The sequence below is a fragment of the Planomonospora parontospora genome (assembly GCA_014647935.1).
GTDB lineage: Bacteria > Actinomycetota > Actinomycetes > Streptosporangiales > Streptosporangiaceae > Planomonospora > Planomonospora parontospora.
The window spans coordinates 93,402-107,124 of record BMQD01000016.1 but is presented as its reverse complement, the minus strand read 5'-3'; the positions used below and the strand labels follow the sequence as shown (position 1 = coordinate 107,124).

Sequence of the window (13,723 nt, the reverse complement as noted above, 5' to 3'; positions counted from 1 at the left end):
TCCCCGGGCGGAGCCGCCTCGGCCGCCCCGCACCGCCTCACCGGCTGCGCCACCGGCGAGGTCCTCGGCCCGATGACCGGCATGGTCCGGCGCCGGGGTTCCCCGCCCGGACGCCGTTCACGGCCGTTCCTCCGCGGTGCCGGGGGCGGTCTCGTCCAGCACGCGCTGGGCGACGGCGAAGGCGGCGTTGGCGGCGGGCACCCCGCAGTAGACCGCGGTCTGCAGCAGCACCTCGCCGATCTCGTCGGGCGACAGGCCGTTGCGCAGCGCAGCGCGCACGTGCATGGCCAGCTCGTCCAGGTGGCCGCGGGCCACCAGCGCGGTCAGCGTGACGCAGCTGCGCGTCCGGCGGTCCAGGCCCGGACGGGTCCAGATCTCACCCCACGCGTAGCGGGTGATCAGGTCCTGGAAGTCGCGGGTGAAGGCCGTGGTTCGGGCGATCGCCCGGTCCACGTGGTCGTCGCCGAGCACCTCGCGCCGGACGGCCGTCCCGGACTCCGCGGGCAGGTGCGCGAGCAGGGCGGCGGTGACGGGCTCCGGCCGGTCGACGCCCGCCAGGTGGGCGGCGCCGGGGACCTCCACCAGGGTGGAGCCGGGGATGCCGTCCGCGAGCAGCCGGGCGTGCGCGGGTGGCGTCGCGGCATCCTCGCGCCCGGCCAGGACCAGCGTCGGGATGGTGATCCGCGCCAGGGAGCCGCGCAGGTCGTAGCCGGCCAGGGCCTCGCAGCAGGCGGCGTACCCGGCCGGGTCGGCGGCGGCGAGGTCGTCGAGGAGCGGTTGCCGTACGGGACCGGCGAACCACCGCCGGGCGGCGGCCTCCACCAGCGGCCCGGTCCCCTCCGTGCGGACCGCCGCGGCCCGCTCCCGCCACGCCTCCGGCTCGCCGAAGCGGGCGGAGGAGCAGAGCATCGCCAGGGACCGCACCCGCCCTGGATGCCGCACGGCCAGGGTCGCGCCGATCGCGCCGCCGATGGAGACCCCCGCGTAGTGGAAGGCTGTGAGGCCGCAGGCGTCGGCCGCCTCCAGCACGAGGTCGGCGAGGTCCTCCATGGTCCGCACGCCGCAGGCGCCCGGAGCGGACCTGCCGTGGCCGGGCAGGTCGAACCTCACCACGCGGAACCGGCGGGCCAGGGCGGCCAGCTGCGGTTCCCAGACCCGCAGCGAGGTGCCGAGCGAGGGCCCGAGGACGAGCGGCTGGCCCTGCTCGGGGCCGTCGATCCGGTGGTGCAGCGCAGTCATCCCTCCTCCTGCGGCGCCCTGCCGGCTGGGGCGGCGATGACGGCCGGAGCGGCCTCGGCCGGCATCCGGCCGGGCTCGGCCCGGGAGCGGACCGGGGCGGTCTCGGCCCCCGGCACGGCCGCGAGGACGGAGAGCCCGGAGCCCTGCGGAGTCCTGGGGCCGCCCGGGGTTCCGGGGTCATCCGAAGTCAAGGAAGACCGTCTCCTTCTCGCCCTGCAGGTGGATATCGAACCGGTAGACGCCCTCCCGCTCCCGCTCGGCCAGGAGCGTGCGCCCGCGGTCGGCGGGCAGCGTGTCCAGGAAGGGGTCGTGCGCCAGGTAGACGCGGGTGAACAGGTGGTGCAGCAGGCCGCGGGCGAACACGCAGACGCTGATGTGGCCGTTGCCGGGCGGGAGCGTGCGCAGCGCCCAGTGGCCGTCGGCGTCGGTGGCGACCCGGCCGAAGCCGGTGAAGTCGACCCCGTTCCTACCCATGACCGCGCCGGTCACCGGGTCGCGGCGCAGGCTGCCCGGCGCGCCCGCGAGGTTCCCGGCGGGGTCGGCCTGCCAGAACTCCAGCAGCGCGTCGGGGACCGCATCGCCCGCGCCGTCGCGGACGCGGCCGTGCACGGTGATCGCATCCGGGGCGCCGGCCGGGGCGAGGTCGCCGCCGCCGGGGAAGGGCAGCGCGTAGCCGTAGAACGGGCCGACGGTCTGCGAGGGGGTGGGACCGGTGCCGCGGCCCTCGGCGGACCGGTCACGGTTCGAGGCCGGCGCGGGGGGCGTCATCGGCCCTCCTCCGTCCAGGTGGCGGCGGGGCCGTCCAGCACGATGTCCCAGCGGTAGCCGAGCGACCACTCCGGCACGGACAGGCCGTGCTCGTAGGCGGCGACCAGCCGCTGGCGGGCCCGGTCGTCGGTGACCGACTGCAGGATCGGGTCGTAGGGGAAGAGCGGGTCGCCCGGGAAGTACATCTGGGTGACCAGCCGCTGGGCGAAGGCGGTGCCGAACAGCGAGAAGTGGATGTGCGCGGGCCGCCAGGCGTTGACGTGGTTGCGCCAGGGGTAGGCGCCCGGCTTGATCGTGGTGAAGGCGTACTCTCCGTCGTCGCCGGTCAGGCAGCGGCCGACGCCGGTGAAGTTCGGGTCCAGCGGCGCGGGGTGGTCGTCGCGCTGGTGGGGGTAGCGGCCGGAGGCGTTGGCCTGCCAGATCTCCACGAGCTGACCGCGGACCGGGCGGCCGTGGCGGTCGGTGACTCGGCCGCGCACGGTGATGCGCTCGCCCAGCGGCTCGCCGGCGTGCTGGCGGGTCAGGTCGTTGTCCAGGGCGGTCACGTCGGTGACGCCGAAGACCGGCCCGGTCAGCTCGGCGGCCTCGGGATCGGTCACCGCGACCGGCGGCTGCTTCGGGTGGCGCAGCAGGGTGCTGCGGTAGGGGGCGTAGTCGCGCGCGGGATGGTCGCCGGGCACGGCGGCGGCGCGCCGTTCGGCGATCTCCCGGTCGATGTCGGCCTGGGTGAGGGACATGCAGTGGTCACCTTTCGAGGATGGCGGCCAGGACCTGGCCGAGGCCGAAGCGGCCGGAGGGGGTGCGGACGGTGCCGAGGACGTGGACGGCTCCCGTGCTCATGAGATGACCTCCGCGCCGGTACGGCCGCGCAGCTCGTCCGGGCTCACCCCGGGGGCGGTCTCCACCAGTCTCAGCCCTTCGGGGGTGACGTCCAGGACGCCGAGGTCGGTGATGATCCGGTGGACGCACGCCCGGCCGGTGAGCGGGAGCGAGCACTCCTGCACGATCTTGGGTGAGCCGTCCCTGGCCGTGTGCTCCATGACCACGACGACCCGGCGGACGCCGTGCACCAGGTCCATCGCCCCGCCCATGCCCTTGACCAGCCTGCCGGGGACCGCCCAGTTGGCCAGGTCGCCGCGGGCCGAGACCTGCATCGCGCCCAGCACCGCCACGTCGACGTGCCCGCCGCGGATCATGCCGAACGACAGCGCCGAGTCGAAGAACGACGCGCCGGGCCGTACGGTCACGGTCTCCTTGCCCGCGTTGATCAGGTCGGGGTCGACCTCGTCCTCGGCCGGGTAGGGGCCGACGCCGAGCACGCCGTTCTCCGAGTGCAGCACGACGTCCGTACCGGCCGGCAGGAACGACGGGATGCGGGTGGGCAGCCCGATGCCGAGGTTGACGTGGTCGCCGTCGCACAGCTCCGCCGCCGCCCGCGCGGCCATCTCGTCGCGTGTCCAGCTCACGAGGTGCGCACCGTCCGCTTCTCGATGCCCTTGTCGGCGGCCTGGTCGGGGGTGAGCGGGAGCACCCGCTGCACGAAGATCCCGGGCAGGTGGACCTCGTCGGGGTCCAGTTCGGTCAGCTCCTCGACCTCGGCGACGGTGACCCGCCCGGCCATCGCGGCCAGCGGGTTGAAGTTGCGGGCGGCCTTGGCGAAGACCAGGTTGCCGTACCGGTCGCCCCTGGCCGCCCGGACCAGCGCGAAGTCGGTGGTGATGGCGTGCTCCAGGACGTGGGTCCGGCCGTCGAACGCGCGGGTCTCCTTGGGTGGTGAGGCCGCCGCGACCGATCCGTCGGCGGCGTGGCGGAGCGGAAGCCCGCCGTCGGCGACCGGGGTGCCCACCCCGGCGGGGGTGTAGAAGGCGGGGATGCCGCACCCGCCCGCGCGCAGCCGCTCGGCCAGGCTGCCCTGCGGGGTCAGCTCGACCTCCAGCTCGCCCGCCAGGTACTGCCGGGCGAACTCCTGGTTGTCGCCGATGTAGGAGGCGGTCACCCGGGCGATCCGCCGGGCGGCCAGCAGCACGCCCAGACCGCCGCCGTCGACCCCGCAGTTGTTGGAGACCACGCTCAGACCGGTCACGCCGGTGTCGTACAGCGCCTTGATCAGCACGTTAGGGATGCCGCTGAGGCCGAAGCCGCCGACCGCGAACGACGCGCCGTCGCGCACCCCGGCCAGCGCCTCGACGGCCGAGGCCACCACCTTGCCGCTCCCCCGGCCCGCTGCCGGGCCGGCCGCCGGGCCCGCTGCCGGGTCTGTTCCCGTGCCTGCTGCGAGGTCTGTTCCCGGGTCCCCTGCGGGGCCTGTCTCGGGGCCGTCTCTTCCCGTGTCCGTCCGCACGACGCTCCGTCCGATCCGCCGCCGTCCACCGGGCGATTTGTTCGCTCAGTGAACTTCAGTTCGCTAGCGTGGAGACGAGTATCCGTAGCGGAGGCGCTCCTGTCAAAGGACCTTTCCGCTGATCTCCGCTGAACGAGGAGTCCCGATGGAGCCGGCCGGAACCCTGGAACGCGGCCTGGCCGTGCTGCGCGCGCTGTCCGCGGAGCCCCCGCGCACGCGCGCCACCGACCTGGTCCGCGCCACCGGCCTGGCCAGGTCGGTGGTCGACCGCGTCGTGGTCACCCTCCTGCACCTGGGCCACCTCCGGGCCGAGGGCCGCGACCTGCTGCTCGCCCCTCCCCTGGCGGAACTCGGCACGGCCTACCTGACCTGCAGCGGGCTGCCCCGGGCGCTCGGTCCGCACGCCCGGCGGCTCGCCGACGAGCTGGACGAGTCGGTCTCGCTGGCCGTGCCGGACGGCGACGACGTCCGGTTCGTCGCCCAGTTCCCCCGGCGGCGCGCCCTGTCGATCACCTTCCGGGTCGGGGACACGCTCCCCGCCGCCCGCTGCGCCGCCGGCCTGGCCCTGCGCGACCCGGCCGCACCCTGGGCCGAGGACGACCAGCTCGTCGAGCCGGGACTGGTCGCGGTCGCGCTGCCGGTGCGCGACCCGGACGGCAGGGCCGTCTGCGCGGCCAGCGTGGTCAGCCACACCAGCAGGCACGACGTCACGGGCCTGCGCGAGCACGCCCTGCCCCGGCTGCGCGCGACGGTCGCCGCGATGGAGGCGGCTCTGAGGAAGGCGGCTCTGAGGAAGGATTCGCCCGTTCCCCGTCCCGCCGGGGCCGCGGACTCCTCACGGGCCGCGGACTCCCCGTCGACTGCGGACTCCTCACGGGCCGTGAAGGCGGAACTGGGCACGGCGTACCTCCGGTCGCTGGCCCGCGGCCTGGCCGTGCTGGTCGCGCTCGGCTCGGCGCCCGGCGGGCTCACCCTCGCCGACGCCGCCCGGGCCACCGGCCTGCCCCGCGCCACCGTACGGCGCGCGGTCCGATCCCTGGAGCAGCAGGGATACGCCGCGGCCGAAGGCACCCGGTTCGTCCTGCTGCCCCGGGTGCTGGAGCTCGGCTACGCCCACCTGTCGGGGCTGACCTTCCAGCAGGTCGTCCAGCCCCACCTGAAGGACCTGGTGGCGCGGGTCCGCGCGTCGGCCTCGGTCGCCGTGCTCTCCGGCGACGACGTCGTCTACGTGGCGCGCGTGCCCACGGCCGGCATCATGAGCGTCGACATCACCGTCGGCACCCGCCTCCCCGCCCACGCCACCTCCATGGGCCGCGTCCTGCTGGCCGGCCTGCCCGAGGAGCGCCTGGCGCAGATCACCCCCCGGCCGTCGACCCGCCGCACGGTCGCCTCCCCCGCCGCGCCGGCCGGCGCCGTACGGCAGGCGGCCCGCGACGGCTACGCCCTGGCCGACCAGGAGCTGGAGGAGGGCGTCCGCTCCATCGCCGTGCCCGTCCGCGACCGCACCGGCCGCACCGTGGCCGCCCTGAACGTCGCCACCCACGCCGGTCGCGCCACCCCCGGCGACCTGGTCCGCGACGTCCTCCCCGCCCTCGTCGAAGCGGCCTCCCGGATCGAGGCGGACCTCCGCCACGTCCCCGCACACCCATGACCGAGCCCTGTTATCGCTGACGACGACGAAGGTCCGGCGGGCACCTCTTCCAGGGCGGGTACGCGGGAGGCGGCGGGCAACGGGGCGTCGTCGCTCGACCTGGCCGTAGCGCCGATCGTGATCCCAGGTGCGGACGCGGTCATGGAGCAGCCGGGCGAGGTCGGCGCCGTCGCGGCCGTGTCCGTGGACACCGAACTCGCGATCCACGGGTTCAGCGCGTCGAAAGGCTCTACGGCGTGGTCAGCTGCTCACCAGGGCACCGGATTCCATCGCCACCCAGATCAAGCCGTCGGGCCCGACCGTGAGCCCGTGGGGCTCGGCGCCGTCCAGAGGGTACTCCTCGATCCTGCCTCCGGTCGTGATGCGGCCCAGCCTGCCGATGCCCCACTCGGTGAACCACAGGGCACCGTCCGGGCCGGCCACGATGGCGTGCGGCCGGGCGGCGCGGTCGGGAAGCGGGAACTCGCTCACAGCGCCGGAGGTGTCGATCCGGCCCACCTGGCCCGCGCCGATCTCCACGAACCACAGGGCCTCGTCCGGTCCGGAGCAGATGCCGACCGGAGCGGCGGCCGGCGTGGGCAGCCCGTACCGCCTCACCTCGCCGTCGACGGTGATGCGGCCGATCGCGTTGCCCTGGTTGAGGGTGAACCAGAGCGCGCCGTCAGGCCCTGCCGTGATCGCCGACGGCATCGCGCCTCGGGTGGGCAGCGGGTGGAGGGTGATCTCGCCGGCCGCGGTGATGCGGCCGATCCGGTCACCCTGGAGCTGGGTGAACCACATGTTCCCGTCAGGACCGGCGGCGATGCCGTACGGCGAGTCCACGTCGAAGGCGGTGATCGTGCCGTCCACGGTGATCCGCCCGATCCGTCCGCCGACGTACTCGGTGTACCACAGCGCGCCGTCGCACCCCGCGGTGATCACCGTGGGGCGGCCGTCGGCGGGATCGAGCTGGAAGAACGTGGGCTCCTCGCCCGGAACGACCCGCCCGATCCGCCCCTGGTGGACGAGCGTGAACCACAGGGCGCCGTCGGGACCTGTGACGACGCCGTAGGGGGAACCATTGATCAACATGCGTGACCTCCCGGGAGCGGGATCTGCGTGCCGGTGAAACGGCGCCGCAGCGCCCGGTCGTGCGTGACCACCACGAGCGCTCCGCGGTAGCCGTCGAGCGCCTGTTCGAGCTCCTCGACCAGGGTGAGCGAGAGGTGGTTGGTGGGCTCGTCGAGCAGCAGCAGGTCGTGCCCGCCCGCCAGCAGCACGGCCAGCGCCAGCCGCCGCCGCTGGCCCACCGACAGGGCGCCGACCTTGAGCTCGAGCGCCTCCGGACGGAACAGGCCGGTCGCCATCAGTGCCGCCGCCTCCCCGCCGTAGGTCTCCAGGACCGTCCTGTCCGGATCGAACGTCACCTCCTGCGGGAGGTATCCGGCCCGTTCCCCCGCCTCGGCGGCGATCGCGGCGAGCAGCGTCGACTTGCCGGAGCCGTTGGGGCCGTGGATCAGCAGCCGGTCCCCCGCCGCGATCCGCACCCGGCCGACCTGCACGAGCGTGCCCGTGGCCGCGCCGGCGGGCGCGAACGCGCCGCGGAAGCGCAGCGGCTCGGGCGGGCGCGGGACCGGGTCCTCCTGCAGGCGGCGCAGGCGCTCGGCCGCCTGCCGTACCCGCGAGGCCACCGAGTCCTGCACGCGCCCGGCGTTGCGGTCGTAGGCCATCTTGTTGTTGTCCCTCATGGCCCGGCCCGCGGCGACGCGGTGCGCGGTGGTCGCGGCGAACTCCCCGACCCGCCGGATCTCCTCCCGCCAGTCGGTGTAGGCCTGCTCCCAGCGCAGCCTGGCCGCCGCCTTCTCGGCGAGGAAACCGGTGTAGCCGCCGCCGAACCTGGTCATCGCGCCGCCCTCGACCTCGAGGATCGCCGTCGCCACCCGGTCCAGGAAGATCCGGTCGTGCGAGACCGCCACCACCGTGCCCCTGTGTTCGCGCAGCCGGTCCTCCAGCCAGGTCATCGCCGCCTCGTCGAGGTGGTTGGTCGGCTCGTCGAGCAGCAGGACCTCCGGCGAGGCCGCCAGCACGCAGGCCAGCCCCAGCCGGGCCTGCTCGCCGCCGGACAGGCTCGACAGCACGCGCGACCGCTCGATCCGGGCCAGGCCCAGGGCGTGCATCGCCTTGTCCACGCGGGCGTCGGCCTCGTATCCGCCCCTGGCCTCGAAGGCGGTGAGCAGCTCGCCGTACCGGTCCATGTCCTGCGCCTCGGCGGCCTCCTGCATGCCGCGCTCGAGTGCGCGCAGCTCGGCCAGGGCGGCGTCGACGGCCTGCTGGACGGTGTGGTGGCCCGGCAGGTCGAGGGTCTGGCCCAGGTAGCCGACGCCGCCGGCCGCCGACACCGTCACCTCGCCGTCGTCCGGCGCCTCCACTCCGGCGATCATCCGGAGCAGCGTGGACTTGCCGGAGCCGTTCTCGCCCACGATCCCCGCGCGCTCACCGGGGCGGACGCTGAAGGTGACCCGGTCGAGGACCCGGTGCGCGCCGTACGACTTCGAGACTCCCTTGAGGGAGAGCTGGGTGGTCAGAATGGAACTCCAATCGCAACTTGTGTAGCTTTAAGGTAACCCAGCACAAGGCTTAATGCAACTGGAGTAGACATTGGAGAAGCGTCCCGGTGGTCGCAGCGCCCGTGTGCGCGACGCCGTACGGCAGGCGACCCTCACCGAACTGGCCGAACACGGCTACAGCGGACTGACGGTGGAGAACGTGGCGAGCCGCTCCGGTGTCCACAAGACGACCGTGTACCGCCGCTGGGGCAGCGCCGAGGGGCTGATCGCGGACGCCCTGGAACTCGCGCGGCAGGAACCGTGGCCGGTGCCCGACACCGGTTCCCTCCAGGAGGACCTGCGGGAGATCGCCCGGCTGGTGCAGAGCGGGTTCGCCGACCCCGTCGCCGGGCCGGTCTCCACCGCGTTCGTGACGGCGGCCGTGCAGAGCGGCGGCGCCGCGCGGTCCCTGCACGACTTCTTCGTGGCCCGCCACGAGCAGGCGGCCGACGTGGTGCGGCGAGCCGTCGACCGGGGCGAGCTGCCGGCGGGCACGGACGTCGCCGACGTGATCAGGACGGCCGTCGCCCCGATCTACTACCGGCTGTTCGTCACCCGTGAGCCGGTCACCGAACGCGACGCGGAACGCGCGGCCGACGCCGCCTTCGCCGCCGCCCGCGCGGGTGTCATCCGGTGATCGGCGCACCGCGCCGCCGCTCCGTACGGCATGCGGCTCACCCGCCCGCCACCGATGTCATGGAGACGTTCCAGCAATCGGCGTAACGGCCATCGCGGCACGCTCGCCGTCTCCTTCGCCGCCCACCACGACTTCGACCGCGGGTACGGGCCCGCCACCGGCCGGATCTCCGCGTGGTCCGCGAGGGCGGCGACCGGCGCACCCTCGCCGCGGACCTGTTCGACGGCAGCGGCTCCTGGGGCAACGGGACCGCCATGCGCGTCGCCCCACCAGCGCCGGGAGCCGGCGGGCGCGGTGACGAGGTCCGCCATGGGCGCCCGTATTCGCGTTGCCGCCGGCAGAGGGGGGCCGTAAGGTCCTGGAACTGTGATGCGGCAGGTAATCGGGCGATTCATACCCGAACGACTGGGGTCATCGTTCCGGTGGCTGCTGGGCTCGAGCTGGATGACCAACTTCGGGGACGGCGTGGCGATGGCGGCGGCGCCGCTGCTCATCGCGTCGCTGACGCGCGACCCGTTCCTGATCTCGCTGGGAGCGCTGATCGGCTGGGCGCCGCCGCTGGCGTTCAGCCTCTACGCGGGGGTGCTGTCGGACCGGCTGGACCGGCGGCGGATCGTGCTGGCGGCCAACGCCGTACGACTGGTGATCCTGGCCGGGCTGATCGCGATGATCGCCACCGGGACCGTGACGGTGGCCGGGGCGCTGATCGCGCTGGCGCTGATCGGGGTCACCGAGGTGTTCGCCGACAACACCACCTCGACGCTCACCCCGATGCTGGTCGCCCGCGACGACCTCCTGGTGGCGAACGCCCGGCTGCAGACCGGGTTCCTCACCCTCAACCAGCTCGCCGGGCCGCCGCTGGGCGCGCTGCTCTTCACCGCCGGGGCGACCTGGCCGTTCGCCGGGCAGTTCCTGCTCGTCGCGGCGGGACTCGTCATGATCTCCCGGGTCTCGCTGCCGCCGCACGGGCGGGAGAAGGGTACCGGAGGCGCGGGACTCCGGCACGAACTCGGGGAGGGATTCGGCTGGACGATCCGGCACGCCGCCGTGCGGACCCTGGTCCTCACCATCCTGATCTTCAACATCACATTCGGCGCCGCCTGGTCGGTGCTGGTCCTCTACAGCCTGGAACGGCTCGACCTCGGTCCCATCGGCTTCGGCCTGCTCACCACGGTCAGCGCGGTCGGCGGGATCGTCGGCACCTCCCTCTACGGGACGATCACCCGCCGGTTCAGCCTAGGAGTGATCATGCGAGTCGGGCTGATCCTCGAAACGCTCACCCATCTCGGCCTCGCGCTCACCACCTCCCCGTGGGCAGCCTCGGCGATCTTCCTGGTGTTCGGCGCGCACGCGTTCATCTGGGGCACCACCTCGGTCACCGTCCGGCAGCGGGCCGTCCCGGCCGGACTGCAGGGCCGGGTGGGCAGTGTGAACACCATCTGCGTCTTCGGCGGCCTGGTCGCCGGTTCGCTCATCGGCGGGGCGCTGGCCGCCCGCTACGGCGTGACCGCCCCCTTCTGGTTCGCCTTCGCCGGCTCCGCCGTCTTCGTGGTGGCGCTCTGGCGACAGCTCATGCACATCACCCACGACGAAACCCATGACGAACCCGAGGCCGCCCGGCAGGGGTGAGCCCCGGCAGGATGAGTTCAGGTCCGGAGCCTCAGTTCCACCGACGGGGCCCCCAGCAGGCGTCTGGCTTCGCGGATGCCGGAGGTGGAGGCGCCGGCAAACCCCCGCCACGACCTCGGCGATGGTGTATGCACCGGTGGGCGGGGTGCCGTTGGATGAAAAGCCCACCGCGGCTCAGCCCAGACCGCTACCGGGCGGGGCAGGTGGTGTCTTCGGCGGGCAGGACGCCATCGAGCAGATAGCGGCCGACGGCGTCGTCGACGCAGACGTCAGGGGTGGAGGTGAACACCCCGGAGACCAGGTGGCGGAAGGCACCGCGCACGGTGACCATGCGGGAGCCGCTCAGGGCCCGGCGCATCGCCCGCTGGCCCGGATGGGGGGTCTTGGGGTCGCCGGAGGCCCCGACGATCAGGGCCGGGACGTCGTTGCGGATCCGGGTGGAGGGCTCGGCGGGGGAGGTCGGCCAGAATGCGCACGGGAGGTTCATGGCGCGGGTCAGCGGGCCGAACAGGGGTTCGTCGGCGCGGTGGGCCTGGATGTCGCGGTAGTAGGCGCCGGGATCGCGGGCGGGCCCGTCGGCGCAGGTGATCGCCATCCGTGCGCTGCCGGCCCCGCCGGTCTCCGGGGAGGACAGGTACGCCAGTCCTTCCTCCAGGGAGGGGGCCGAGGTGATTTCGGCTCCGCGGGCGGCCTCGTCGAGGACCTTGAGGTCGGCGGCCAGGGCGGCGTAGGCCTGCTCGCTATCCCGGCCCAGGCTGAACAGCAGGATCGCCGGGAAGACGTGGGTGTCGACCTGGTGGCGGCCGATCCGCAGCGGGCTACGGGCTGCGGCCCGGTCGATGCGGTCCACGGTGGCCAGAACCCGGGCGGGGGTGGAGCCCAGGCGGTAGCGGTCGTGGTGGCGTGCGGCCCAGCCGGCCCACTCCTTCAGCGCCGCGGCCAGGTACGGCCCCATCGAGCGGGCGTAGCCGGGTCCGGCGTCCGCGGGGTCCAGGGCGCTGTCGAGGACGAACCGGTCGACGCGGGCGGGGAACAGTTGCATGTAGACCGCACCCAGGTAGGTGCCGTACGACCCGCCGAGATAGGACAGCTTCGACTCGCCCAGGGCGGCGCGGATGACGTCCATGTCACGGGCGGTGGCACGGGCCGAGGCATGGGGCAGCATCTCCCGCTGCCCCGCGCAGCGGGCGGCCAGGTCTTTGGCCTGTGCAGCGATCCGGTCGAAGGCACGCCGGTCGTGGCCGGTCGAGCGCACGTAGTCGCCGATGGGCCAGTGGCAGTTCAGCGGGGTGCTGAGCCCGGTGAAGCGGGGATCCATCCCGATCAGGTCGTAGCGGGCCGCCAGTGCGGGTGAGGCCGCCTTGAGCAGCAGTGCGTAGATCCTTCCGGGGTCACCGGGGCCGCCGGGGTTGATCAGGAGCGCTCCGCGCCGGCGGCCGGGGGCGGTGGCCTGCAGCCGGGAGATCGCGACCGTGATGGTCCGTCCGTCCGGGCTGCTGTGGTCCAGTGGGACCGTGACCTCGGCGCAGCGCGCCCCGGCGGCGTGCAGTTGGGTGCCGAGCTCATCGCCGGGACCGGTCCGGCAGTCGTTCCAGGTGATCTTCTGCTGCTCGAACCGGGCGAGAGGACCGGCCGGGCCGGAGTGCCGGGGTCCGGAGGCGGCCAGGGCGCCCACGGAACCGGACGAGGCGAGCACCGTGAGGGCGGCCACGGCCGCCGTGGAGATCTTTCTCATAAAGATCAGCGTCGCGGCCGCGCCACAGGGCCCGCATCGGCTATCAAGCCGACCAAGAAGCCTTGCGTCTCGGCCGTTCGGCCAGGGCAGGCGCGGCCGAAAACGTCATCGCGCACCGCGTGCCGCCGCCGCTGGGGATGTCGGATACATTCCCAGATCAAGATCTTGTGCGCCCGCGCGAGTACCTTGACGGCCTCGGCCGGTCCGATGGCCGCCGTCGGCGCCTGCACGGCAGGATCCGCCGCTCCCCCGGTGAGCCCGGGCACGCCCGTGGCGGGTTCCTGCGCCCCGGTGAGCAGGGCGGGAGGAAGGGTCGTGACGGCGCCGATGATCCGCCGGGTGACGGTCGGGGCGAGGGCGGCCTCTCCCGCCGCGACCGCGCGGATGGCGTCGGCGAGCCGGTCGGGTGAGGTGTTCTTCAGCACGAAGCCGGACGCGCCCGCGCGCAGGGAGGCGTAGACGTACTCGTCGAGGTCGAAGGTGGTCAGCATCAGCACGCGGGGGCGGAGCCCTGGTGCGGCCACTCGTCCAGGATGCGTCCGGTGGCCTCCACTCCGGTCAGGCCGGGCATGCGCACATCCATCAGGAGCGCTGGCTGCCCGGCGTGGTCCGGGGCAACGGCCATGACGGCCGCCGGATCACCGTCCGTCGGCTGCTCCAGCACACCGCCGGCGTCTACGACGCCTACCCGGCCTTCGCCTCCGTGGAGGACTACCGCAAGCACCGCTAATGCGCCGGACCGTTCCCGCCACGGCGTTCCAGCAGGTCTGGCCGGGGGCCCGCTACGGCTTGGGGATCATGTCACGCCCGCTGACGTGCGGCGGCCTCTACTGGAACCACGGCGGCGACGACTATGGATACACCGCGCGCACCGGCGTCACCGCCGACGGCCGGCGCAGCGTCACGCTGTTCGTCGGCGGCAGGACCACGGACGGAGAGCGCATGCTGGCCAGGGAGAAGGCCGCCGCCGAACTGGTCGACCGCGCACTGTGCGGCGGCCGCTGATCCTGCCCTGCGTCCCGGCCTCGCCTCCCCGCGACGGCATCCCGCCGTCCCTGTGACGCCACACCGCCGCGGCATCGGCGTCGGGGAAGGCGGGATCGCCGTCCTCGCGGTCGACGTGGTCCACCCCCTGCGG

At 73.9% G+C, this 13,723-nt stretch carries 15 protein-coding genes; 5 read left to right on the top strand and 10 right to left on the bottom strand.

Annotated features, from left to right (window positions below; translation table 11 throughout):
- Positions 1 to 117 precede the first annotated feature (117 nt).
- From pcaDC to IEZ07_RS24035, 6 genes are all read right to left on the bottom strand, one after another.
- Positions 118 to 1,239, bottom strand: coding sequence for a bifunctional 3-oxoadipate enol-lactonase/4-carboxymuconolactone decarboxylase PcaDC (gene pcaDC, locus IEZ07_RS24060; RefSeq protein WP_191896807.1), 1,122 nt, complete (start codon positions 1,237 to 1,239; stop codon positions 118 to 120).
- On the bottom strand, positions 1,236 to 1,430 hold the full coding sequence (locus IEZ07_RS24055; protein WP_191896806.1) for a hypothetical protein: 195 nt from the start codon (positions 1,428 to 1,430) through the stop codon (positions 1,236 to 1,238). The genes pcaDC and IEZ07_RS24055 overlap by 4 nt, the downstream gene beginning before the upstream one ends.
- Positions 1,417 to 2,007: a protocatechuate 3,4-dioxygenase subunit alpha gene (gene pcaG, locus IEZ07_RS24050; protein ID WP_191896805.1), complete on the bottom strand. Its 591-nt coding sequence runs from the start codon at positions 2,005 to 2,007 to the stop codon at positions 1,417 to 1,419. Before pcaG ends, IEZ07_RS24055 begins: the two co-directional genes overlap by 14 nt.
- Positions 2,004 to 2,744 (bottom strand): protocatechuate 3,4-dioxygenase subunit beta, encoded by a 741-nt coding sequence (gene pcaH / locus IEZ07_RS24045; protein ID WP_191896804.1) that lies wholly within the window; start codon positions 2,742 to 2,744, stop codon positions 2,004 to 2,006. The genes pcaG and pcaH overlap by 4 nt, the downstream gene beginning before the upstream one ends.
- A 99-nt stretch (positions 2,745 to 2,843) precedes the next feature.
- A complete protein-coding gene (locus tag IEZ07_RS24040) occupies positions 2,844 to 3,473 on the bottom strand; it encodes a 3-oxoacid CoA-transferase subunit B (RefSeq protein WP_191896803.1) in 630 nt (209 codons plus the stop codon).
- On the bottom strand, positions 3,470 to 4,210 hold the full coding sequence (locus IEZ07_RS24035; protein WP_191896802.1) for a CoA transferase subunit A: 741 nt from the start codon (positions 4,208 to 4,210) through the stop codon (positions 3,470 to 3,472). The genes IEZ07_RS24040 and IEZ07_RS24035 overlap by 4 nt, the downstream gene beginning before the upstream one ends.
- A 283-nt stretch (positions 4,211 to 4,493) precedes the next feature.
- Here IEZ07_RS24035 and IEZ07_RS36225 point away from each other — a divergent pair, with 283 nt between their 5' ends.
- Entirely contained in the window at positions 4,494 to 5,999 is a 1,506-nt protein-coding gene (locus IEZ07_RS36225) for an IclR family transcriptional regulator domain-containing protein (protein ID WP_191896801.1), read from the top strand.
- 240 nt (positions 6,000 to 6,239) lie between these two features.
- On the opposite strand, the gene IEZ07_RS24025 is transcribed toward IEZ07_RS36225, so the two are convergent.
- Complete coding sequence (locus tag IEZ07_RS24025) at positions 6,240 to 7,070, bottom strand: Vgb family protein (RefSeq protein ID WP_191896800.1); 831 nt, start codon at positions 7,068 to 7,070, stop codon at positions 6,240 to 6,242.
- Entirely contained in the window at positions 7,064 to 8,566 is a 1,503-nt protein-coding gene (locus IEZ07_RS24020) for an ABC-F family ATP-binding cassette domain-containing protein (protein WP_204054527.1), read from the bottom strand. Before IEZ07_RS24020 ends, IEZ07_RS24025 begins: the two co-directional genes overlap by 7 nt.
- Positions 8,567 to 8,636: 70 nt before the next feature.
- On the opposite strand from IEZ07_RS24020, the gene IEZ07_RS24015 reads away from it, so the two are divergent.
- Both IEZ07_RS24015 and IEZ07_RS24010 read left to right on the top strand, forming a co-directional pair.
- On the top strand, positions 8,637 to 9,221 hold the full coding sequence (locus IEZ07_RS24015) for a TetR/AcrR family transcriptional regulator (protein WP_239320359.1): 585 nt from the start codon (positions 8,637 to 8,639) through the stop codon (positions 9,219 to 9,221).
- Between the two features lie 369 nt (positions 9,222 to 9,590).
- A complete protein-coding gene (locus IEZ07_RS24010) occupies positions 9,591 to 10,850 on the top strand; it encodes an MFS transporter (protein WP_191896799.1) in 1,260 nt (419 codons plus the stop codon).
- A gap of 187 nt (positions 10,851 to 11,037) precedes the next feature.
- Here IEZ07_RS24010 and IEZ07_RS24005 read toward each other — a convergent pair whose 3' ends face one another.
- Positions 11,038 to 12,585, bottom strand: a complete 1,548-nt coding sequence (locus tag IEZ07_RS24005; protein WP_191896798.1) for an alpha/beta hydrolase — start codon at positions 12,583 to 12,585, stop codon at positions 11,038 to 11,040.
- A gap of 5 nt (positions 12,586 to 12,590) precedes the next feature.
- Positions 12,591 to 13,082, bottom strand: a complete 492-nt coding sequence (locus tag IEZ07_RS36365; protein WP_191896797.1) for a response regulator — start codon at positions 13,080 to 13,082, stop codon at positions 12,591 to 12,593.
- A gap of 17 nt (positions 13,083 to 13,099) precedes the next feature.
- Between IEZ07_RS36365 and IEZ07_RS36360 the strand changes: the two genes are divergently transcribed.
- Both IEZ07_RS36360 and IEZ07_RS23990 read left to right on the top strand, forming a co-directional pair.
- A complete protein-coding gene (locus IEZ07_RS36360) occupies positions 13,100 to 13,315 on the top strand; it encodes a hypothetical protein (protein ID WP_191896904.1) in 216 nt (71 codons plus the stop codon).
- A complete protein-coding gene (locus IEZ07_RS23990) occupies positions 13,315 to 13,590 on the top strand; it encodes a hypothetical protein (protein WP_191896796.1) in 276 nt (91 codons plus the stop codon). The genes IEZ07_RS36360 and IEZ07_RS23990 overlap by 1 nt, the downstream gene beginning before the upstream one ends.
- Positions 13,591 to 13,723 lie beyond the last annotated feature (133 nt).